The organism is Azospirillum largimobile (assembly GCF_977007025.2).
Window position 1 is genome coordinate 643379 of record NZ_CDRMUA020000002.1, and the last position, 22127, is coordinate 665505.

A 22127-nucleotide genomic window follows, 5' to 3' on the forward strand; every position below is an offset into this window, starting at 1 on the left:
GGAATGCGACACACTCGCCAAAGACCACAATTTAATAATGGATGTTCCCATGGCTGGTTTCGACAGCGCCGCCGGCCCAGCCGGCGTGGTGACCGGACTGATCGAGAAGGCGGCGGCGGAGTTGGACGCGATGTCCGATGCGGCAGGCGAGATCGCTCCTGAAGTCGGCGATCTCACCGGCATTCTGGTGGAGGCGCAGCGCGTCGCCGACCGCGCCGCGCTGGAACTGCGCCGGCTGGCCCGGAAGGTGCCGCGTACGGCGGCCTGACACGATGCGCGGCCTGGCGCGATGCGCGGCCTGGCCTACAGCTTCAGACCTGCAACCCCATCCAGGATCGCCCCCTCGGCCAGCGATCGGCGCTCCAGCTTGGCGCCGAACAGTTTGGCGCCGGTAAGATCCGTGCGGGCGAGGTCGCAGCCGCGCAGGTTGGCGAAGGACAGATCGGCGTTGCCCAAGTTGACCGAACGCAGGCAGGCGCCGCTGAGGTCGGCGTAGCGCAGCTTGGCCCCCGACAGGTCGGCGGGGCGGGAGCGCTGCTCGTCGAACACCAGAGGCCGAAGGTTGACGTTGCGCAGGTTGGCGTTGTTCAGCTTCGCATGCCGCAGGCTGATGCCGCGCAGGTCGCCGTCGGCAAGGCTGGCGCCGCGCATGTCCGCCTTGTCCAACACCGCCGCCTGCAATTGAACGCCCGACAGGTCCAGGCCGTAGAGCGTCGCCCCCTGCGCCCGCAGCATTGTCAGGCACAGGTGGGCCAGCGACGGCGCATGACGCAGGTCGAAGCCCGACAGGTCAAGCATCGCTCCCTGTGCCCCGCTCGACCCCACCCATGCCATGTGGTCGGCCAGCAGATCCTCCAGCGACCGCCCGAGTTCCGCCACCACGCGGCCGACGGGCTTGTCGGTCAGCGCTTCCTCCATGTCGGCATCGGTCAGGTCGGTCATCACCATGGTGGCGCCGGTCAGCACGGCCCCGCGCAGGCAGGCGCCGCGCAGGTCGGCGCCGGACAGGTCGGCGCCCTCCATGTTGGAACCGGTGAAATTGGCGCCGCGCATGGTGGCCCGCACCAGCTTGCAGCCGCGCATAACCGCGTCTGAAAAATCGGTATGGATCGCCATGATCCCCGACATCCGGGCGTTGGTCAGGTTGGCGCCGGACAGGTCCGCGCCATCGGCCTCCGCCGGGCTGGTGTCGATCTGCACCATGTGCAGATGCCCGGACCGGTCCTTCTCGGCCAGGGAACCGTCGCGCAGATCCGCCTCGAACAGGTTGGCGCCGACCAGGATGGCGCCGCGCAGACAGGCGCCGCGCAGGTCGGCCTTGATCAGGCTGGCGCCGTCGAAATTCGCCTGCCGCAGATCGGCGACGAAGAAGGAGGCGCAGTCCAGCCGCGCCCCCGCCAGATTGGCGCCGCGCAGGCCGGCCCCGACGAAATCCGCATGGGCAAGGTCGCGGCCCGACAGATCGAGCCCGGACAGATCGCAGAAGGACAGGTTGGCGCGCGCACCGCCTACCCGGGCATTGCGGAACATCTCGTGCCGCCGCACTGCCTGATCGAGTTGCGTCTGGTCGAGACGCTTGAGCGTGCGATTCTGCACCATGGCCCCATGAACTCCCTTTCCGGCACCAGTTTGGCAGCGTCCGGCTTCAGAAAGGGTTAATTCAGGCCACCGACTGGTCTTCCAGCGTCTGTTCGCCGCCGTCGGCCGGCCGGCCGGCCGACCGTTCGGACAGGATTGCGGCGATGGCGTCCCGCAGATCGTCCGGCGTCACCGGCTTGTGCAGCAGGCGGCAGCCGGTCGCCACCGCGTCGCGGATGCGCTCCGGCGCGGTATCGCCGGTCAGGATCAGGCCCGGAACGGAACGGCCCAGCCGCTCGCCGACCTTCGTCACCGTCTGGACGCCGGTGTACCGGCCGGGAAGGCGGAAGTCGCTGACGATCATGTCCGGGTTCGGCATTTCGGGCACCTCCCCGGCACTTCCCGCGAACAGGGATAGCGCCGCCTCGCCGTCGACCGCTTCGATCACGCGGTGCCCCCAGCTTTCCAGCAGCAGGCGCACGGCGTCGCGCTGGACCGGATCATCCTCCACCACCAGGATCAGCTGGTCGCCGGTTTCGGCCGGGGCGGCTTCCTGAACCATCACCTGCGCCTGCAGCCGCTCGGTTCCCACCACCGGCGCATTGACGGCAAAGACGGAACCGCGGCCGGGAAGCGACCGCACCTCCACCGCATGGCCCAGCAGTGCCGCCTTGCGCCGCACCTTGGCGAGGCCGAGGCCTAGCCCCTGCCGACGGTCGCGCTCGGGATTCCCGAGCTGCACGAAGTCCTCGAAGATGTTGTCCAGCTGTTCGGCCGGAATGCCGGGGCCGGTGTCCCAGACCTCAATGCGCAGCCAGCGCCCCCGATGCCGGCAACCGATGGTGACGCGCCCGGCGTCGGTGAAGCGGATGGCGTTGCGCACCAGATCGCCCAGCATGCGGGTCAGCAGCGTCCGGTCGGTGCGGATCACCATCCGCGCCGGGATCGCGCGCAGCACCAACCCCTTTTCCGCCGCCATCCCGCGGAACTCGTTCGCCAGATCCTCGAGCACGGCAGAGACCGGCACGTCGGCCAGCTGCGGCCGCACCACGCCGGCATCGAGCGTCGCCACTTCCAGCAGTGCATGCAGCAGCTTTTCCCCGGCATCCAGCGCCTCGCCCATCTTCTCGGCGATTCCGCGGTCGCGGGGGTCGGCCAGGCGTTCCATCAGAATGTGATGAAACAGCCGTAACGCCTGGAAAGGCTGTCGCAAATCGTGATTGGCGGCGGACAGGAAGCGGCCCTTGGCCTGGTTCGCCCGCTCCTTCTCCTCCAGCGCCCGGCTCAACTTCAGATTGGCGGAGCTGAGGGCGGCCGTGCGCTCCTCCACGCGCTGCTCGAGCTGTACGTTCGCCAGTTCCAACTGGGCGTTCGCCTCGGTCAGCGCATGGCGGGCGGCGGCCTCGCGCCGCAGGCTGGCCACCCCCAGCAGGGACAGTCCGGCAAGCGCCGCGACACCGGCGACGATGACCACCAGTCCCCGTTTCAACCGGGTATACCACGGAGCCAGCACGGCCGGCCGCGGGATCGCCACCGCCGACAGGACCGGCAGGCGCGTCATCCGCTTCAGGCCGAGGACCGACCGCTCCCCGCCTACCGTCCACTCCGCCTCCACCCGCTCCGCACCCGGCTCCAGCCGGGGCAATATGCCAAGCGACCCGGCAGCCTCGCCGGCGAGCCGCACGCCGTCCGGACGGTACAGCCCGACCACGCGCTCGGTGTCGTCGGCGAAGGCGTTCAGCACGGGAGTCAAGGCCGACACCGGCACCGCGACCAGCAGCGCGCCGTCGAGAGCGCCCGTCACGCCGTGGATGCGGCGGGCAAGGAGAATGGAGGGCTGGCCGGCCATGTGACCGGCCGCCGACTGGATCGCATGCTCCTCATCCGGGGGCAAGGGACGGACCAGCAGGGACAGGCCGTCGGCGGTCTCGGGCTCCGCGAAGGCGACGGAGTGGCCGAACTGCACCGACCCATCGGCACCGATCAGGGTCATGCGGCCGAATCGTTCGACCGCCATCGCTTCGGCAAGGCTGCGCTCGGCCCAGGCCGCAATGCCGCGGCCATCCATGCGGCCGGCGACGCGCTCCAGCAGATTGACGCTCGATTCCAGCACGCCACGCGCATGGCTGTCGAACAGGACCGCGGCCTGGCGCGCGTCCCGTTCGGACCGCTCAAGCGTATCCTGGTAATCGAGCACCGTCACGGTGGCCCAGGAAGCGGTTCCCAGCAGCGCCAGCGTCGTGCACAGGACGGTCAGCAGCGCACGGGGGGAAGAGGCGATCCGGCGTAGAAGCGTGGGGGAGCGCCGCTGACTGTCGGCGGCACCCTCGGGAGATGGCATGCGGAGGTCGGACATTCGATGTGATGACCCGACCCGGTCAGGCCGGCGCCGGCAGGACCGGCGGAGCCTGCCGGCGCTGCCTCGGCAGCAACGGCTTCGGGTGCGGAAAAGTCATCAGGGAGCGGTCCTCGACAATGGCGTGGGCAGGCTGCGATCCGATCTGGATCGACAATCAAAGGTTCAGCTGAAGAAAACCGATCCCGACAAGGTGAAGCTTACGTTCTCTCGAATGTTCGACAGCCAAGTCGGCAGAGCGTCACCCAATGGTCGAATGCTTTCGGAACAATAGCTTAGCTCTACCGGACCAGGGAACAATATCACACGAAGAAATGCAGTGCGATCCACCTTGGCGACTATGACCATCATCATAATCGATGCATCCATTGGGTGAATGCACCGTTGGTCCAGCCTTGCCTTTGGGAAAGCTCCAGAAGGTGCTGCGAGGGAAGGCAAAAAAAGCCGCACGCGCAAGATGCGCGGCGGCTTCCGACAGGGACAGGCCATGTCCGGTTGGGAGAAGGTGAACCGGAACGATCACGGTTCAGCAGGACTGCGGCTCAGGGCGGCGGGGCGCTCGTGGCGGTTTCGCCGCGCACGATCAGGATCAGTCCGTCGTCGGCCGCCTCGAGCTCCTTCCCGGCGTCGCGGGGAATGGGAACCTTCTGGCGGCGGCAGAACAGCAGAAGCAGCGCCAGCGTCTTGCTGGGCGTGAAGACGACCTCCCGCGACTTGGAGGCGCCGCTCTGCTGGATTTGTACCGACAGTCCGCCGTCGGGCTTGGGCGCCACCGAAGTGACGACGCCCAGAGGCAGGTCCGTCTGGTTGGGGGCCTTCTGGTACCAGGCGATGGCTTTCTTCAGGGCGGAATTTGTGAAGAACAGTTCACGGGTCTCGACGATCATTCCATCCCTGACCAAACACTCAGGCCCGGCCGCCCTCCAGTCCCGGATTCAGCCGGAACGTGATCGCGCGCCCCAGTTTGGATTCCCGCAGAAGGATCTGCTTGGTTTCCAGCAGCTTGATGGCCCGGTTCACATTGGGCCGCTGCATGCCCAGCGCATCAGCCAGTTCGGACTGGAGCACCGGAACGGAGCGATCGAAATGGAGCCTCCGGCTCAGATAAGTGAACACACGAAGCGCCTCCAGAGTGATCTCTCGGTCGGTCGACACAGCTCTGGAGATGACGTCATGATGATGCAGCATCGTGGCCTCGGTACGCAAGGTTGTCAGGTTGCTGGTGCGATAATCGGAAAGCGTGGGCGCGCCCCGCAGGCCCGCTGTGCGGCACGAGGAGAGCTGCGTTCCGGCATCCGGTTCCGCCATCGTCCCTATTCCTTCCGCAGGGGCCGGCTGGGCCGGCAATTTCAACAGCACTGACGCTACCGCACGATTATTGTCCGAGTATGTCGCCATGATTTCGCGGCTGACATAATTGGTGTCTCCGGAAGCAATCATGAAATCGGACTGAAACGGACCCTGTTTCGGCCACCCTAAGCCGAACCGCTGCGGCGATCCGCCGCGGGAACCCGCGGGTTGCGGACCCGTTTCAAACCGGATGCGTCCGGCCGCGGCACGCCGCCCGACATGCCTGCCGAACTGCCTGCCGAAGCAAGGGAGACCCGCCATGCACCGACTGATCCTGCTGCGCCATGGCCAGAGCGTCTGGAATGCGGAAGACCGTTTCACCGGATGGACCGACGTCGGGCTGACCGACCGCGGCATCGCCGAAACCCGTCAGGCGGCCGAACTGCTGAAGGGCGCCGGCATCGATGTCGACGTCGCCTTCACCTCGGTGCTGAGCCGCGCCATCGAGACGCTGCACCTCGTCCTGCGCGACATGGACCGGCTGTGGCTGCCCGTGCACAAGCACTGGCGCCTGAACGAACGGCATTACGGCGCGTTGCAGGGATTGAACAAAGCGGAGACGGCCGACCGCCACGGGGTGGAGCAGGTGTTCCAGTGGCGGCGCAGCTGGGACATCCCGCCGCCGCCGATCGAGCCGGACGATCCGCGCTCCGCCGTCACCGACCGCCGCTATGCCGGACTAGCCCGGTCGAACCTGCCGCGCGGCGAAAGCCTGAAGGACACCACTGCCCGCGTCGTTCCCTTCTGGACCGAGGCGATCAGCCCGGCGCTGCGGCTGGGCGCCCGCGTCCTGGTATCGGCGCATGGCAACAGCCTGCGCGGGCTGGTCAAGCATCTGGACAATGTCGCCGACAACGACATCCCGTTGTTCGAGATCCCCACCAGCCGCCCCCTGGTTTACGAATTGGGCGCCGACCTGACGCCGCTGCGCCGCTACTTCCTGGGCGAGAACGGAGCGGTGGAGGAGATCACTTGGCCGAAGCACGAGACGGGTCGGGATAGTGCGGCGGCGTAATCCCCCTCTCCCCCCCGGGGAGAGGGTCGGGGTGAGGGGGATGCACAGGGTGGATTCTTGATGGAGGGCCGCCGCGCGTCCCCCTCACCCTAACCCTCTCCCCGGGGGGGAGAGGGGACTCCGCTTCGCCGCTTGGGACCACCACGGCCGGTTCGGGGAGAAGCACCCCGCCCGGCATCGCGGCCACCGTCCTTCGCCACCGGGTGGTGGAAATGGTGCTGGTGACCCGGCGCCTTCTCGCCGTTGCCGCGCGCCGGCCCGCCGCGATGGCCACCGCGGCGTTCCTCGACGCGGCTGCTGTAGCAGTTGTCGCAGACGCGGAACCGGTGGTTGGCCTTCAGCCGCGTGCCGCAGACCGGGCAGGCGCGGGCGAGCGAGCGCTCGGCGAGCGTCCGCTCGATGAAGGCGTTCAGATGTGCCCGGCGCTCCTGGCACAAATCCATCTCGGGATAGGCGTCGGGGAAGCGGTAGGCCAGCCAGGCGTAGGCGGTCAGCTCCTTCACCGCGCGCTCGGCCTTCTCCAGTTCCACGTCGGTGCCGACGCTGTGGCGGAACCGTTCGGCCGCATCGGGGGCGGCGTTGGGGATGCCCCTGCCCTGGTTGACCGCCCAGCCGCCGAGAAGGCGGAGGTTGTTCTGGTCGCGCGTGTCGATCGGGCAGCGGGCCAGCATGTCGCGCTGCGCCAGCGGCAGCTTGGCGCGGTCCACCGCCGCCGCCGCCTGGATGCGCTGCTCCAGGTCGGTCATGCGGAAGGTCTGGTTGGCGCGCAGCAGCTCCTGACCCGCGGTGCGCAACACCTTGGCGAGGCTGTCGGTGTCCAGTTCCTGCGCGATGGCCTCGACATGGCTGAGGTTGGGCGAAATCCACGAGCGCGGGTCTTCCGGCGGCACCGGCGGCGAGGTGAGCGCCCGGCGCACCGGGTTGATGTTCTCGCCGTCCAGCACGGCGACGCGGCCTTCCTCATGCATGCCGAACCGGCCGGCGCGGCCGCCGATCTGCCGGATCTCCGACGCGGTCAGTTCGCGTTCCTCCCGCCCGTCATATTTGCGGGTGGTGGACAGCACGACGCGGGCGACCGGCAGGTTCAGCCCCATGCCGATGGCGTCGGTCGCCACCAGCACGTCGGCGGTGCCCTCGCGGAAGCGGCGCGCCTCGGCCCGGCGGACCTCCGGCGACAGGGCGCCGTAGATCACCGCGACATTGTGGTTGCGGCCCAGCAGGTCGTGGCGGAGCGCCATGACGTCCTTGCGCGAGAAGGCGATCAGCGCGTCGCCCGGCTTCACCTCCTCCAGCTTCACCCGCTCCTCCTGGACGCGCAGCGGCGACTTGCGGGTGAATTCGACGACCTCCAGCTCCTCGCCCATCGCGTCGGCCAGACGCTTGACGTAGGGGATGGCGTCGGCCGATCCGGTCATCAGGATTTCCGGAGCGGCCACGCCGGCCACCGCCTGGGTCCAGGCCCAGCCGCGGTCGGGATCGCCGATCATCTGGATCTCGTCGATGACGCAGGCGCCCCAGACCTTGGAGGTGTTCACCATCTCGATGGTGGAGGAGGTGAAGGCGGCGCCGGGCCGCACGTCGCGCTCCTCGCCGGTCACGAGGCTGCATGGCCGGCCGCGCGTCTCCAGAGCCTCCTGCCCTTCCAGCGCCAGCAGGCGCAGGGGCGCAAGGTAGCAGCCGCTCTCCGCCTCGGCCAGCCGGTCCATCGCGGCGTGGGTCTTGCCCGAATTGGTCGGGCCGACATACAGCCGCAGCTTGCGGATCATCGCGCGGGCGGTGGTGAAGCTGTCGAGATAGACGCCCATCCCGGACGCGTCCTCCAGCCGCTCCCGCCGAACCTTCAGGCCGGCGCGGGCGGCGGCGGTGGAGAATGCCTCCTCCATCGCGTCGAGCAGGGTCTGCAGGCGCGGGATGCGGCCGCCGAAGCCGACGACGCGGCCCAGCTCGTCGGCAAAGCCTTTCGGCCGCCAGGACTCGCCGAAACCCGACGCCCGCTCCGCCATCGACGCGAACCAGCCGTCGACCCGGTCCCTCGCCTTGGCGATGGCGGGGGAGGACAGGCAGGCGCCCTTCACCCGCTTGCCCAGCGCCTTGGCCTGCGGCCGGCCGACCCCCTCGTCGGTTGTCAGCAGGCCCCACAGGTCGGCCTCGATGTCCGGCAGGGGGCCGAGCGCCACCTTGAAGCGCAGCTTCAGCTTCCGGTCGGTGCCGGGGATCTGGACGACGTGGTTGACCGCGACCGACCAGCGCGCGGGGGTGCTGTCGGAGTCCACCTCGATCCCGTCGCCGCGCACCACCGCGGCCACCGCGCGCAGGGCGACACGGCGGTCGAATTCGTCGGCAGTGCCGGGAGTACGGCCCGAGCGGGCGTTGTCGGAAGTGTCGTCGGTCATGATCGTCTTTTCTTGGATTTGCCCTGGTCATGCAAGCGCTTCACCCGGCCACATCGGCCGGGCGGCCTGTCCGGCAGGCCGGGGCAGAGGCGCCCTCCAACAACAGCCATAGAGCGCCAGGGTCTCTCTTTATGGCCGGGGTCTCTCTTTATGGGTCGGACCGGCCGATTCGGCAAGCCGAATCCCCCGAAGGGAGCAAGCCCGGGCTAATTCGAATCCGTCGCCGTTTCGCCGATCTCGCCCGTGCGAAAAGGGGGGAGCACCGGCCACATAGAGCCACGCAGGTTTGGTGGTCCGCCCCCAACGGGTTAGCCGCCGCTCACCGGCAAACCGGTTGGCCGGATCGACAACAAGATCCGGCGCGAAACGATCAACGCTTTGCTCTGATTAATTTTCTGGGAGATGCGCATGCCGAATCCTCGTGAGGTCCTGGAACTGATCGAGCGCATGCGGTGCATTTCGAACGACGGCGAGCGCCGGGCCCTGGTCGATCGGCTGGGCGCGGTGGACCGTCCGACGGTGCTGTCCTTCCTGAACGCGCACGGGCTGAACGTCTGCATGGGGTCGGACGAGGCATTGGCCGCGTTCGCCGCCTCGGACGTGCTGCTGCGCGACGGGATCGGGCTGCAGGCGGTCCTGCCGGTACTGGGCATGCCGGCCGGCCTGAACATGAACGGCACCGATTTCATCCCGCTGCTGCTGAAATCTCTCTCCCCCCGCACCGTCGCGATCTACGGCACCGCCACCCCGTGGCTGGACCGCGCCCGCGTCGTGCTGGAGGAGGCCACGCCGCACCGCTACGCCGACCTGCAGCACGGTTTCCACCCGGTGGAGCATTACATCGCCCAGGCGCGGGCCACCCGTCCCGACGTGATCCTGCTCGCCATGGGCATGCCCAAGCAGGAACAGGTCGCGGCGGAGCTGAAGCGCTCGCTGGACCACCCGGTGCTGATCGTCAACGGCGGCGCCATCGTCGATTTCCTGGCCGGCCGCTTCAAGCGCGCCCCGGAAGCGGTCCAGCGTTCCGGCATGGAATGGGCCTTCCGGCTGGCGCAGGAGCCGCGCCGCCTGTTCCGCCGCTACTGCATCGGTGCCTTCGGCTTCGCCTGGTGCACCCTTCGCCTTCGTCGTGCCGCATCCCTCCGCACCCGCGAAACGGGCGCCGCAGCGCCCGATCAACCCCGGATCCCTCCGTCGCCGATCCGGCGGTCGCCCATCCAGAAGGAGCTTTGAGACGTGGAAAATCTTCCCCAGATCAATAACGGAGGCCATGGTGGCCCGCCGGCTCCGGCGTGGCCCACCCAGGTCGGCCACCACATGCCGCGCGAGTTCGACGGCCCCGCTCCGGCCATGGGCCCCGACTTCCGGTTCATCCTGCGGGTGCTGGCGGCGCACAAGACGCTGATCGTCGTCATCGTGCTGGCGCTGACGGCCCTGTCGGCCTTCGCCGTCTCGCTGATGAAGGACAAGTACACCTCCGAAGCCCTTCTGCTGGTCGACAACCGTCAGGTCCGGGTCGTCCGGGCGGAAGACCAGGCGCTGAACGCCATCACGCCGGAAGACGGCGCGATCCTCAGCGAGATCGAAATCCTGAAGTCCACCGCCGTGCTGAGCCAGGCCGTCTCCGACCTTAAGCTGGCGACGAACCAGGAGTTCAACCCGCCGGTCCAGGCCGACGAGACGAAGCCCTTCGTCGAGCGCGCCACCGCCTGGACGCGCGAGCAGGCCCATGCCGTGTTCGGCCCCGAACTGCCGGGCGTCGTCCAGGCCGTGCTGGCCCACGGCGACGACATGACCAAGGACACCCAGCTGCGCGAGACGCGCGCCGCCGACAGCATCGACGGCGTCCTCGACCGCGTCCGCCGCAACCTGGAAGTCGGCGTCGTCGGCCGGTCGCGCGTGATCCAGGTCCGCTACACCGCCCGCGAACCGGAGATCGCCCAGAAGGTGGTGGACACCGTCGTCCGCCGCTACATGGAAACCCGCCAGCAGATGGACCGCGACCTGTCCACCAGCGCCGTCGCCTGGCTGGAAGACCGCATCGCCACCCTGCGCCGGGAAGTGGCCGAGGCCGACACCAAGGTCGACGCCGTCCGCTTCAAGGCCGGCCTGGTCAAGAACGGCACCAACGGCCTGATGGCCACCACCGAGCTTGAACAGGCCCGCCTGCGCCTTGCCGAGGCCGCGGCGCTGCGCGCCCGCGCCGTCGCCCAGGCCCAGACGCTGGAGCGCAGCTCCGGCAACGGCGGCAGCCTCGCCTCCCCGGTCGTGGCCCAGCTGCGCGCCACCGTCGCCTCCATCTCCACCGAGCTGGCACAGCTGTCGCGCCAGTACGGTCCGAAGCACCCGCGCATCCAGGAACTTCAGGCCCGCCTGAACGAGGCCAACTCGTCGCTGCAGCAGGAGGTCCGCCACGAGATCGCCGGCGTCCGCGAGGCGGCCAACGTCGCCATCGAGCAGGAAAACGCCCTGAAGAGCATGATCGCCAAGCTGGAATCCGGCTATCAGACCATGGCCGTGGAAGCGGTGCCGCTGCGCACGCTGGAGGCCGAGGCCCAGGCCAAGCGCCAGCTGCTGGACAGCCTGCTCGGCCGTCTGGAAGAGGTGCAGGCCCAGCAGGACAACCGCGCCTTCCCGACCGCCGTCAAGCTGGTGTCGGCGCCGCAGGTCCCGCATGAGCCGTCGGGTCCGTTCCGCATGCTCCTGCTGCTGGCCGGCTTCGTCGCCTCGCTCGCCGTCGCCATCTTCATCGTCTTCGGCATCGAGCTGTTCCAGCGCCGCATCCGCACCCCGGACGCCGTCCGCCGCATCCTGGGCGTCGGCACGGTCCACATCGTCCCGCACCACTCCACCCGCGGCACCCGCGGCCGCCTGGACCAGATCTTCCAGAACCACCCCTTCTCGCTGTTCTCGGAATCGATGCGCGCCCTGTTCCGCAACCATCTGTCGGATCTGGGTCCGGTCGGCTCCATCGCCGTCACCTCGGCCCGCCCGCAGGACGGCAAGACCTCGATGAGCCTCGCCGTCGCCCAGGTCGCGGCCCAGGCCGGCCGCCGGGTGGTGGTGGTCGACACCGACTTCCGCCGCTCGCGCATCGACGGCCTGTTCAACCTGTCGGCCAAGAAGGGCCTGTCGGACTGGATCGCCGGCACCGCCACCCTGGACGAGATCGTGCACAGCAGCGACCAGGCGCCCTACGCCATGATCCCGGCCGGCCGCCTGATGCCGGAGACGCTGGACCGCTTCAACGTCGACGGCCTGATCCACCTGATGGCCGGCCTGTCGCCGCACTTCGACCTGGTGGTGTTCGACACCGCCCCGGCGCTGGCCGTGTCGGATGCCCGCATCGTCTGCGGCGCCGCCTCCAAGGTGCTGTTCGTCAGCCGCTGGGGCCACACCACGGCCAGCGACCTGCAGGCGGTCGCCGACCTCGGTCCGATCGACCACTCCAAGTTCGTCGCGGTCATGACCGACGTGAACCTGAAGAAGGCGGCGTCCCGCGGCTACCAGGGTCCCTACAACAGCTACATGGCGACCCGGAAATACTACGGCGACACCACCCTGCGGACCGCTCCGTAAGCGGCACGTGGGCACGGTGACCCGAAAAAGGTGACCTGAAGCTCCTTCGACCCCGAGGCCCTTTTCCTCCGGACGCTGCGGCGCCCGGAGGAAGGGGCCTCTTCATGACGGGAAACCGCGACCGGAAGAGAAGCCCTCCCTATGATCACGTTTCCGAAGCCCAGCCTTCCCAAATGGCGCCCCTCCCGGCGCGAGCTGCTGTGGACCGCGGCCGCCGGCGCCGTGCTGGCCAGTTGCCGCGGCGCCTCCGGCCCGACGCCGGCCGAGGCCGCTTCATCCCATGCCGCCGGGGCTGCGGAGCCGGCGGTGACGCTGCGCGACGCCTGCCGGGCGCTGGGCATCCGCCACGGGGCGGCGCGCGACCACTACATCGACCCGGAAGACCCGATGCTGGACCGGCTGATGGCGCTGGAATGCGACGTCGTCACACCGGAAAACGGCGGCAAATGGGGTCTCTTCCAGCATACTGAGGGCAATTACGACTGGCGCCGCTTCGATGCGGCGGTGGAACTGGCACGCTCCATCGGCGCGGCGCCGAACTGGCATACGATCATCTGGCAGCATATGGGCATGCCGCCCTACATGAAGCTTCCGGCATCCCGGCAGGCGGAGCTGGGCATCTCGGAAAGCGCCTATTTCTCGCCCGAAGGCACGCTGAGCGAAGAAAACGTCTGGCCGCGCTTCACCGGCGTGGTGGAGGCGGTGCGCCAGCGCTACGGCGACATCTTCTACCGCATCGACGTCGCCAACGAGGTCTTCTTCTGGGAGACGGTGGAAAGCCACCCGCGCCAGCAGGACCGCTACGGCTTCCGCCGCGGCATGTGGTGGGTGGCGGCAGGCGGCGCGGAGAAGGGGCCGGAATGGCTCGACCCCTTCTTCCACCACGTGCACAAGGCCTTCCCCAAAGCGAAGCTGGTTCTGAACGAGTTCGGCATCGAGATCGACGAGGGCTGGCAGCAGCGCAAGCGCGCCTATCTGCTGGACTGGCTGACCGGGGCGGTGAAGCGCGGCGTGCCGATCCACGGCCTCGGGCTGCAGAGCCACCTGATCGGCGGCAAGCCCTATGACAGTGCCGGCATGCGCAAGTTCCTGCGCGCGGTCGACAAGCTGGGCCTGTCCGTTCACATGACGGAGACGGACGTCGACGAGACGCGCCTGCCCCGTTCCTGGTCGCGGGCGGAGAAGGATCGGGCGATGGCCCTGCTGGCCCGCAACTATCTGGCCGATGTGCTGGACAATGCCCGGCTGGAGGAACTGTGCTGGTGGCACCTGCGCTCCGACCTGAATTTCATCGCCAGGGAGCATGCGGAGCTGAAGCCCCACCCCTCCCCCTATGATGCGAGTTCCCGGCCGCTGCCGCTCTATGCGGCGGTGGTGGACACGTTGCAGGACAAGGCGCGGACCGGCAGGGCGCGGTCGGGCTGAGCCGCCTGCGACCTGAAGCGGTGCGGTGCGCAGCGGGGGTACGCCCTTCTCGGTTTCCACCCCCTCCGATAGGCCCGCGCTCCCGCCCCTTCGCGTGCGAGCGTCCGCTTACGCTCCCGTTTAGAGTCCCTCAAAGCGTCCGGCACCCCCCTGAAGGAGAGGTCGATCGTGCAGAACACAGCCGACACATTGCCGATGGATCGCCTGCCCGCCGACCAAGCGGGCGGAGACGCCCTCGTCGAACGCTACCGGCGGAAGTTCCACCTCTCGCCGACCTATCCGCTGACGGCGGAGATGGTTCACCGGCACTGGGACCTGGAACGGCGCCTTGCCCGCGAATTGCTGGCGACCAAGCCCGAAGAGCGCTGGGACGCCTTCGAGCAGGCCTACACCACGCTCTACAGCAGCTGCCCCTGGCTGAACGAGGCGGAGACCGACTCCACCACCCGCGACGATGACCTGGACTTCCGCCACTTCCTGACCCTGCTGGGCGGGCCGCAGGACGTGTACGAGGTGGGTTCGGGCAAGGCGCGGCTGCTGCGCTATCTCGCCCGCCACGGCTATCGCTGCGTTGCGACCGAGGTGACGCGCGAACGCGGCGCCAGCTGGATCGAGCAGGACTCCAACATCACCTGGAAGAACAGCGACGGCGTGCATCTGGCCCGGTTCGAGCCGGCCGACCGCTATGACAGCGTGATCTCCACCCATGTGGTCGAGCACATGCATCCCGACGACGTCGTCACCCACATGACGAACGTCCGGACCATCCTGAAGCCGGGCGGGAAATATGTCCTGAGCATGCCGCACAAATTCGCCGGCCCGGCCGACCTGTCGGAGGTGTTCGGCCTGGACGAGCCGGTCTGCATGCATCTGCGCGAATACCGCTGGGGCGAGACGGCGGCGATGCTGCGCCAGGCCGGCTTCGACCGCGTCGAGGCGGTCTACGTGGTGCCGATGGCGGTGCGCCGCCGGCTGAACCTGCATTTCGCAAGCCGCGCCTATTTCGGCTACGTGCGCCTGGTTGAGGCATTTTTGGGACGGCTCCCATTAACCCTTAATCGCAAGCTCGGAAGGGTTGGTCAGCTCTTTATGTTCCGGCCTGAGGTGTTCGTGGTGGCGCACAAGCCCAAGTGACACGTTTTCGCACGCCGCTAAAGCACTGAAAAACAAAGCGCCAGGGACACGATCTACCCCTTTGTTGCAGCAATGCATCGACAAAGGGGTTTTTCGTGTCCCTTTCTTTTCACAGGAGACAGTGGCATTAGAGCCGCATTTCCCTAAAATTTGAAATACCTCGTTAACCTTTTCCGGCCAGTCTGGGCTCCAGCGAAAACACGGAAAAGAGGATACTTCCAATGGCAACGAACCCCGTCGATATGACCTTCGTCGTCAATGCCTCGGGTGTGGCTGCCGGAGGAGTCTGGCCGCACTTCAAGTTCCTCGTCGACGGCGTCTCCGTCGGCCAGGCGACGGTCAATTCCACCAGCGCAGGCAAGTACAGCTTCACCACCAAGGTGGCGCCGGACGCCGCGCACAAGGTCCAGGTCGTGTATGACAACGACTGGCTGTCGACCGACAAGGCCGGCATGTACCGCGATCTGATCGTCAAGTCGATCGAAGTCAACGGCAAGACCATCGCTTCCAACAGCTCGACGGTCTCCTACGCCGCTGATGGCCAGGGCACCCTGTCCGGCCGCGAAGTTCTGTCCTGGAGCGGCTCGCTCGACTTCAACATGTCCAAGGACGTGTTCGCCGGCGCCGCCGGGACCCCGACCACCCCCACCACGCCGACCACCCCGACCACCGGCGGCACGCCGATCGTCGTGAACGCCTACGGCAATGCGGCCGGCGGCGTGAACGCCCACTTCAAGGTCCTGGTCGACGGCAAGGTGATCGGTGAAGCCACCGCCGGCACCGCCGCGAAGGACTTCACCTTCAAGGCCAACGTCAGCGCCGACGTGGCCCACAAGGTCCAGATCCAGTACGACAACGACGGCGTCGTCGGCGGCATCGACCGCAACCTGCACGTCAACACGATCACCATCGGCGGCCACGCCGTCGCCCCGACCGACAGCGTCGTGTCGATCGACAAGGGTGCGCTGGACGGCAAGGACATCATCGCCGGCCAGAAGTCGCTGTGGTGGAACAGCACCATGGAAGTGAAGGCCGACAAGTCCTGGTTCGCCGGCAGCACCTCCACCCCGACCGAGCCGGCGACCAAGCCGACCCTGTCGGTCAACGACGTGTCGGTGGCCGAGCCGACCGGCAGCACCTCCTCCGGCGGCATCCAGGGCTTCCTGAGCACCAAGGGCAACCAGATCGTCGACGAGGCCGGCAACACCGTCCGCCTCACCGGCATCAACTGGTTCGGCGGCGAGGGCTACAACTACGTGCCCGCCGGCCTGTGGGCCGACAGCTACCAGGGCCACCTGGAAAAGATGAAGTCGGTCGGCTTCAACACCATCCGCCTGACCATGTCGGACGAGATGTTCGACAGCTCGGCGGTGACCAACGGCATCGACTATTCGAAGAACCCGGATCTGGCCGGCCTGACCCGTCTGCAGGTCTATGACAAGGTCATCGACCATGCCGGCAAGCTCGGCATGAAGGTGATCCTCGACCACCACCGCAACGACGGCGGCGCCGGCACCAACGAGCACGGGCTGTGGTACACCAGCCGCCACCCGGAATCGACGGTGATCGCCAACTGGAAGATGCTGGCCAAGCACTATGCCGGCAACGAGACCGTCATCGGCGCCGACCTGCACAACGAGCCGAGCGTCACGGCCACCTGGGGCGGCAGCGCCGCCACCGACTGGGCCTCGGCCGCCGAGCGCATCGGCAACGCCATCCAGACCGTGAACAAGGACTGGCTGCTGTTCGTCGAAGGCACGGAGTGGAGCAGCACGCTGGCCGGTGCGCAGTCCCGCCCGATCCATTTCGACACCCCCAACAAGCTCGTCTACTCGCCGCATGCCTACGGCCACAGCGTCGGCAACTTCAGCTGGCTGAACGACCCGGCCTATCCGAACAACCTGCCGGCCCAGTACGATAAGATGTGGGGCTACCTGTACAAGAACGACACCGCGCCGATCCTGCTCGGCGAATGGGGCGGCTTGTTCAACAGCTCGGCCGAGCAGACCTGGGCCCGGACCATGGGCAAGTACCTGAACGGCGACTGGAACCTGGACGGCAAGAGCGACATCGCCGCCGGCGACAAGGGCATGAGCTGGACCTTCTGGGCCTGGACGCCGGAATCGGGTGACGTGGGCGGCATCCTGATGGACGACTACAAGACCATTAACCAGTCCAAGATCAACCTGATCAAGCCGGCCATGGAAGGCTCGATCTTCGACACCAACAGCGGTTCCAGCAGCCCGAGCACCGCCAACGCCACCTTCACGGTGAAGCTGTCGGCGGCCTCCGGCACCCCGGTCACGGTGGATTACGCCACGGTGGACGGGACGGCCAAGGCCGGTTCGGACTACGCCGCCACCAGCGGCAAGCTGACCTTCGCCGCCGGCGAAACCACCAAGACCGTCTCGGTCAAGGTGCTGAGCGACAGCGTGACGGAAGGCAACGAGACCTTCAGCCTGAAGATCTCCAACTCGACCGCCGCGACCATCGCCGACGCCACCGGCACCGGCACGATCACCTCGGCCGCCGCCAAGGCCGCCGCCGCGTCGCTGAGCTCGGCCGACCTGCTGGCCCACTCGCTGACTACCGCGAGCAGCACCGCCGCCGACCTGCCGACGGCGTCGGTCGCCAGCATCGACAGCTCGGTCACCGACCTGTCGCACGCCGCCTACGACACCGCTTACCACGGTGCGGAGTGGCACGACCCGATGGCGCACGCCGCCTGACGGTCGGTCCTTCGGGGCGAACCACGGTTACGGGAAAGGGCCGGCAGCATGGCTGCCGGCCCTTTTTCCGTGTGAGGCGTGCTTCAGCTTCAGCCCGGAACCGGCGAGGCGGCGGCGGTTGCCGCCACCGTGGCTGCCGGGCCGACCGGCGCCGGATGCGGGATGTCGGGGATGGTGACCTCCGCCACCGCCTTGCCCGGATTGCCGGCGACGACGGTGCGCCGCGGCATCGGCTTGGTGACGACGGAGGACGCCGCGACGATGCATTCGTCGCCGATCGACACGCCGATCACCACCGCATGCGGGCCGACCCAGACGCCGTCGCCCAGTGCCGGATAATGGGTTACCCGCCCGGTGGGGAGCAGATCGTCCTTCTGGCCGAGCGTGACGCCATGGAACAGGGTGACGTTGGCGCCGATGCGGGCGTTGGCGTTCACCACCAGCCCCCAGCCGTGCAGGATGCGCAGGCCGGGCCCGACCTCGGTCTCCCATGGCAGGTCCATGGCGGCGGAATGCTGGGTCCAGCGGTGCAGCAGCCGGCAGGCGGCCAGCAACGGCTTGCGTAGCGGCCCGGCTATCCGGTTCGCCGCCTGGCAGCTGCGCAGGGTGAAGGTCACCCGGAACATGCGGTTGCCGGCCAGCAGTTTCAGCACCGCCCCGAGGCCGGAGCCGCCGCCGTAGCGGACGGCGTCAGCCGCGACGGTCTGCCGATAGGTGTAACGGGGAGCGTCCTGCATCGCGGTGTGATCCTCCCGGGGGTCAGGTGTCGTCACGCCGTCTGCGGACGGCGAAGAAATCGGCCGGCCATACGGAACAGCATCGCACGGTCGGTCTTGCCGAAGCTCGGCCCGAACAGGGCGACGATGGCGAACAGCATGGTCAGGCCGACCTTGGCGGCGGTATAGGTCGGGTTCACCTCGAACTCGAACAGGGCCAGTCCGGCCAGATAGGCGACGGCGCCGGGCGCCAGGATGCCCAGGATGCGGAGCACGCTCAGCGGCGGCTCCTTCGGGCTGAGGCGGCGGCACAGCGCCTCGGTGGCGCCCAGCATCACCAGCTCGCGACCCAGCACGCCGATGGCCCCGCCCATCAGGCCGAGCGGCCCCAGGGTGACGGCCATGATCAGCACGCCGACCGCCAGCCCGCCCAGCGAGATCGCCGGCAACACGCCGACCTTCTTGGTCTTCACCAGCCCGACCTCGGCATGCATGCGCACGCCGTGCACCACATAGGCCAGCACCAGCAGCGGCATGCAGGGCAGCACCGTGTCGTACTCGCTGGACGCGATCAGCCACAGCACCTCCGGCGCGGTCAGCGCCATGCCCAGCGCCGCGGCCGACAGCAGCACGACGAACAGGTAGAAGACGAATTCCGACTGTTCCCGGCCGGCGGTGTTGTCCTGCGCCTCGATCCGGCTGACCGACCAGATCTGCAGGAAGGACGCGGTCAGGAACATGTAGAGCATGGTGGAGAGCCGCAGCCCGAAGGACAGCACGCCGACCGCCGCCACGCCCATCAGCAGGTTGACCAGATAACGCATGGCGAACTGGTTGCCCATGTCCAGCATGGTCTGCGGCATGAAGGGCAGGCCCAGCACCGTCACCCGCTTCAGAAGCCCGAAGGAGAAGCCGAGGCCGTTCGCCGCCAGGATCGCCACGGTCAGCCCGACGCCCAGCCCGACGAAGGTGATGGCGTTGGCCAGGAAGATGCCGGTAACGCCCAGGTCCATCCACAACAGGAAGCTGAGGTTGAGGCCGATCAGCCCGACCGCCTTGCCGACGGAGATCAGCAGGCAGGTGCCCGACCGCTTGTGGACCCGGTAATAGGCGAGCGCCAGTTCGAACACCGCGCTGAAGGCGATGCCGGCAAAGGCGAAGGCGATGATCGGTCCCTGGTCCCGGCTGCCGAACAGCAGCTCGCTGGCGCCCCAGCCGGCCGGCAGCGCCACCGCCAGCAGGGCCAGCGAGGCGGCCCACAGGCCGATCATGGTCGTGCTGACCACGCGGGACCGGCCGCGATCGTCCGAATGTTCGAAATAGACGACGGTGAACGCGTTGATCATTCCGATCATCAGCATGACGGCGACGATGTCGCCCACGACGCTGATCAGGGCGTAGACGCCGAACTCCGCCGGTGACAGGACCTTGGCATAGAGCGGCAGCAGAAGCAGTCCCGCGGCGCGGTTGACCACATTCGCCACCATGAACATCCAGCCATGCTTGATGATGGTGCCAGCTTCGAGAGCCATCCGGTTTCCTTCGCCCCCTGTTACCCACCGTCCCTCCCCGGCCCCGCTCGCCCCGGTCCCGCTCGGGATGGGTAGGCGGCGTCCGGTGCATCACACAGGCGCACAACGGGAATGGAGCGCGGGAAAGGACCGCGCCAAATCTCGGCGGCGGTCCGGAAAGCGTCAATTCGGCCTTGAAGCGACGGCGGCACTCTTCGGTGCTAGTCACCACGGCTTCGGTCAGCGGACCCGCCAGAGAAACCGGACCTCCGGATTAGGCTTTCCGGCGGACTGGCACGCTGCCTCCTACGCCCTGCAACAGGCAAGGGTGCGTTCGCGCCACGCCTTCGCTCGGAATCGTTGACCATCCTCCATCGGGAAAACCGGGGGGACACCCCTCCCCGCAAGTTTGGAGATCGCCCCCTTCCGCGCCCCGGCAATCCGACCGGTCGAGGGAGGCCACAGCCCGCTCCTACCCACAATTCGCGGTGCATTCAGGTGTCGACAGGGGTGCGGCACCACCTTGCCCTTACCCCGAAACGCTATCCCTGCCGGGTAAAGCATCCAAAAGTATCCCCATTAATATTCGGGTGTGCGCACCCTTTGAAACTCCGGTGGTATCGCGGACGCGAAATCAACGTCCGTATGCACTGTTGCTGCCTGCGCCTCCTCATCCTAATTCGTCCTCAACGAACCGCGGATCGGCTGACAAAAATCATGAAAGAGCGATCTTTACACAAATGCGCCTCTGCAGACTTCGCGGCGCAGCAAAGTAAAGACGGGCCGTTTCCTAAGAGACGCTGATGACGAGCGACCACCCGCACGAATGGCCGTGCGGTGGCTGGCATTCCCTTCAACCACGGGACCTGCGATGAGCAAACTGGACCCAGAAGCGGTCATTGATCTGACCTCGGCAAAGAAGGCGACGTTCCCGACGATCGCCCCCGGGCTGTTGCTGGCACTCTCCGATGGCCTCGTTCTCGCCCTGGTGGGTTGGACGCTCAACCATTTCCTCGGCACCGACCCGCTGATCGATCCGGTGGAGGCCGCCGCCTGGCAGCGGTCGCTGGTCACCGGCCTCATGCTGGTGCCGCTGGTGAAGTCGGTGTTCGGCATCTACACCCTCGGTCGTTTCGACTACATGGAACGGACGAGGCGGACCTTCCAGGCGGCCTTCCTGTGCTGCGCCGTCCTGGCCGTCCCCTTCATCGTGATGGAAGGCTTCCGCTCCTTCTTCGTGGAAGCGCTGTCGATCGCGCTGCTCGGCTTCGCCGTCACCTATGTGGCGGACCTGCTGCTGATCCAGGGGCTGCTGTCCAGCGCGCTGGACTGGCGCACGCCGGTGATGATCGTCGGCGCCGGCCCGCAGGGTGCCGCCATCGCCGAGAAGCTGCAGCGCCTGCCCTGGCTCGGCATGCGTCCGGTCGGCTTCGTCGACGACGACGACAGCCTGTGGCAGACCCGCGTCGCCGGCCTGCCGGTGATGGGTCCGGTCGAACTGCTGGCCAAATCGCCCGCAGTCGCCCGCCAGGCCACCGCCGCCATCGTCGCCGACATGGGACGCCACGGCAGCGACCTGACCGGTCTGGTCCGCACCCTGCCCTTTCGTCAGGTCTACTGCGTGCTGGGCGAGGGCAATGTCAGCGCCGTCGACGCGACCTATCACAACCTCCACGGCTCGCTGGCCCTGCGCGTCAGCGTCCGTCCGCCGACCGGTTACCTGCGCATCCGCCGCGCCATGGACATCGTGCTGTCGGCGATCCTGCTGGTCGTGGTGGCGCCGCTGATGCTGGGCCTCGCCGTCGCCATCAAGCTGGACAGCCCCGGCCCGGTGATGTTCCGCCAGAAGCGCTGGGCCGGCGGCAAGCAGACCTTCGACCTGCTGAAGTTCCGCTCCATGCATGTCGATGCCGAGGAGCAACTGCAGCAGCTGCTGGAGAACGACCCGGTCGCCCGCGAAGAGTACATGACCTACCACAAGCTGACGGTCGATCCGCGCATCACCCCGCTCGGCCGCTTCCTGCGCAAGACCTCGCTCGACGAGCTGCCGCAGCTGTGGAACATCCTGATGGGCGACATGAGCCTGATCGGCCCGCGTGCCTACATGCCGAAGGAACTGCCGGAGGTGGGTGACTCCGCCGCGGTGATCGGCACCGTCCGTCCCGGCCTGACCGGCTACTGGCAGGTGTCCGGCCGCCACCGCACCACCTTCCAGGAACGCGTGTCGATGGATGTCTTCTATGTCCGCAACTGCGGCCTGCTGTTCGACTTCTTCATCCTCTGCAAGACCGCGGTAATGGTGCTGAAGGGCGACGGTTCGTAAAGCCGCCGCCATCCCGGA

Annotated in this window: 15 protein-coding genes; 8 read left to right on the forward strand and 7 right to left on the reverse strand. The window is 67.7% G+C overall.

All coding sequences use genetic code 11. The annotated features are described in order from the left end of the window. Positions 1–49: 49 nt before the first annotated feature. Positions 50–268, forward strand: a complete 219-nt coding sequence (locus ACWPKK_RS16205) for a hypothetical protein (RefSeq protein WP_452006027.1) — start codon at positions 50–52, stop codon at positions 266–268. Between the two features lie 35 nt (positions 269–303). On the opposite strand, the gene ACWPKK_RS16210 is transcribed toward ACWPKK_RS16205, so the two are convergent. The 4 genes from ACWPKK_RS16210 to ACWPKK_RS16225 form a co-directional block, all read right to left on the reverse strand. Then, positions 304–1599, reverse strand: coding sequence for a pentapeptide repeat-containing protein (locus ACWPKK_RS16210; protein ID WP_324871000.1), 1296 nt, complete (start codon positions 1597–1599; stop codon positions 304–306). Positions 1600–1660: 61 nt separating this feature from the next. After that, a complete protein-coding gene (locus tag ACWPKK_RS16215; RefSeq protein ID WP_452006030.1) occupies positions 1661–3934 on the reverse strand; it encodes a hybrid sensor histidine kinase/response regulator in 2274 nt (757 codons plus the stop codon). 542 nt (positions 3935–4476) lie between these two features. Next, positions 4477–4821 (reverse strand): hypothetical protein, encoded by a 345-nt coding sequence (locus tag ACWPKK_RS16220; protein ID WP_324871002.1) that lies wholly within the window; start codon positions 4819–4821, stop codon positions 4477–4479. Between the two features lie 19 nt (positions 4822–4840). Next, positions 4841–5545 (reverse strand): hypothetical protein, encoded by a 705-nt coding sequence (locus tag ACWPKK_RS16225; protein WP_452006033.1) that lies wholly within the window; start codon positions 5543–5545, stop codon positions 4841–4843. Here ACWPKK_RS16225 and gpmA point away from each other — a divergent pair. After that, a complete protein-coding gene (gene gpmA / locus ACWPKK_RS16230; protein WP_452006035.1) occupies positions 5544–6299 on the forward strand; it encodes a 2,3-diphosphoglycerate-dependent phosphoglycerate mutase in 756 nt (251 codons plus the stop codon). The two genes, ACWPKK_RS16225 and gpmA, sit on opposite strands and share 2 nt — an antisense overlap. Positions 6300–6388: 89 nt before the next feature. Here the strand turns inward: gpmA and ACWPKK_RS16235 are convergent, their stop codons facing one another. Further along, positions 6389–8692, reverse strand: a complete 2304-nt coding sequence (locus ACWPKK_RS16235) for a helicase-related protein (protein WP_452006038.1) — start codon at positions 8690–8692, stop codon at positions 6389–6391. 408 nt (positions 8693–9100) lie between these two features. On the opposite strand from ACWPKK_RS16235, the gene ACWPKK_RS16240 reads away from it, so the two are divergent. The 5 genes from ACWPKK_RS16240 to ACWPKK_RS16260 all read left to right on the forward strand — a co-directional run bounded on the left by ACWPKK_RS16240 (position 9101) and on the right by ACWPKK_RS16260 (position 17559). Continuing rightward, on the forward strand, positions 9101–9925 hold the full coding sequence (locus ACWPKK_RS16240; protein WP_452006041.1) for a WecB/TagA/CpsF family glycosyltransferase: 825 nt from the start codon (positions 9101–9103) through the stop codon (positions 9923–9925). Positions 9926–9928: 3 nt separating this feature from the next. Beyond that, positions 9929–12271, forward strand: coding sequence for a GumC family protein (locus tag ACWPKK_RS16245; RefSeq protein WP_452006043.1), 2343 nt, complete (start codon positions 9929–9931; stop codon positions 12269–12271). A 141-nt stretch (positions 12272–12412) separates the two neighbouring features. Next, complete coding sequence (locus ACWPKK_RS16250; RefSeq protein WP_452006046.1) at positions 12413–13696, forward strand: endo-1,4-beta-xylanase; 1284 nt, start codon at positions 12413–12415, stop codon at positions 13694–13696. Between the two features lie 168 nt (positions 13697–13864). Further along, positions 13865–14830 (forward strand): class I SAM-dependent methyltransferase, encoded by a 966-nt coding sequence (locus tag ACWPKK_RS16255; protein ID WP_452006049.1) that lies wholly within the window; start codon positions 13865–13867, stop codon positions 14828–14830. A gap of 221 nt (positions 14831–15051) precedes the next feature. After that, positions 15052–17559 carry a cellulase family glycosylhydrolase gene (locus ACWPKK_RS16260; protein ID WP_452006052.1) on the forward strand — a complete coding sequence of 836 codons (2508 nt, stop codon included), beginning with the start codon at positions 15052–15054 and terminating at the stop codon, positions 17557–17559. An 89-nt stretch (positions 17560–17648) separates the two neighbouring features. Here the strand turns inward: ACWPKK_RS16260 and ACWPKK_RS16265 are convergent, their stop codons facing one another. Together ACWPKK_RS16265 and ACWPKK_RS16270 are read right to left on the reverse strand one after the other, a co-directional pair. Then, positions 17649–18296, reverse strand: a complete 648-nt coding sequence (locus tag ACWPKK_RS16265; protein WP_452006054.1) for a serine acetyltransferase — start codon at positions 18294–18296, stop codon at positions 17649–17651. A 32-nt stretch (positions 18297–18328) separates the two neighbouring features. After that, the gene (locus tag ACWPKK_RS16270) at positions 18329–19807 is read right to left on the reverse strand and encodes a lipopolysaccharide biosynthesis protein (RefSeq protein ID WP_324871012.1); all 1479 of its coding nucleotides are present in this window, start codon (positions 19805–19807) and stop codon (positions 18329–18331) included. An 850-nt stretch (positions 19808–20657) separates the two neighbouring features. Here ACWPKK_RS16270 and ACWPKK_RS16275 point away from each other — a divergent pair. After that, positions 20658–22109, forward strand: a complete 1452-nt coding sequence (locus ACWPKK_RS16275) for an exopolysaccharide biosynthesis polyprenyl glycosylphosphotransferase (RefSeq protein ID WP_324871013.1) — start codon at positions 20658–20660, stop codon at positions 22107–22109. The last annotated feature ends 18 nt before the right edge of the window (positions 22110–22127 follow it).

Excerpts from the sequence above, each read along its gene's own strand:
- ACWPKK_RS16270 (WP_324871012.1), bottom strand. The coding sequence starts at position 19,807 with ATGGCTCTCGAAGCTGGCACCATCATCAAGCATGGCTGGATGTTCATG.
- ACWPKK_RS16215 (WP_452006030.1), bottom strand. The coding sequence starts at position 3,934 with ATGTCCGACCTCCGCATGCCATCTCCCGAGGGTGCCGCCGACAGTCAG.
- ACWPKK_RS16205 (WP_452006027.1), top strand. The coding sequence starts at position 50 with ATGGCTGGTTTCGACAGCGCCGCCGGCCCAGCCGGCGTGGTGACCGGA.
- ACWPKK_RS16235 (WP_452006038.1), bottom strand. The coding sequence starts at position 8,692 with ATGACCGACGACACTTCCGACAACGCCCGCTCGGGCCGTACTCCCGGC.
- gpmA (WP_452006035.1), top strand. The coding sequence starts at position 5,544 with ATGCACCGACTGATCCTGCTGCGCCATGGCCAGAGCGTCTGGAATGCG.
- ACWPKK_RS16275 (WP_324871013.1), top strand. The coding sequence starts at position 20,658 with ATGAGCAAACTGGACCCAGAAGCGGTCATTGATCTGACCTCGGCAAAG.
- ACWPKK_RS16265 (WP_452006054.1), bottom strand. The coding sequence starts at position 18,296 with ATGCAGGACGCTCCCCGTTACACCTATCGGCAGACCGTCGCGGCTGAC.
- ACWPKK_RS16220 (WP_324871002.1), bottom strand. The coding sequence starts at position 4,821 with ATGATCGTCGAGACCCGTGAACTGTTCTTCACAAATTCCGCCCTGAAG.
- ACWPKK_RS16250 (WP_452006046.1), top strand. The coding sequence starts at position 12,413 with ATGATCACGTTTCCGAAGCCCAGCCTTCCCAAATGGCGCCCCTCCCGG.
- ACWPKK_RS16210 (WP_324871000.1), bottom strand. The coding sequence starts at position 1,599 with ATGGTGCAGAATCGCACGCTCAAGCGTCTCGACCAGACGCAACTCGAT.
- ACWPKK_RS16240 (WP_452006041.1), top strand. The coding sequence starts at position 9,101 with ATGCCGAATCCTCGTGAGGTCCTGGAACTGATCGAGCGCATGCGGTGC.
- ACWPKK_RS16260 (WP_452006052.1), top strand. The coding sequence starts at position 15,052 with ATGGCAACGAACCCCGTCGATATGACCTTCGTCGTCAATGCCTCGGGT.
- ACWPKK_RS16225 (WP_452006033.1), bottom strand. The coding sequence starts at position 5,545 with ATGGCGGGTCTCCCTTGCTTCGGCAGGCAGTTCGGCAGGCATGTCGGG.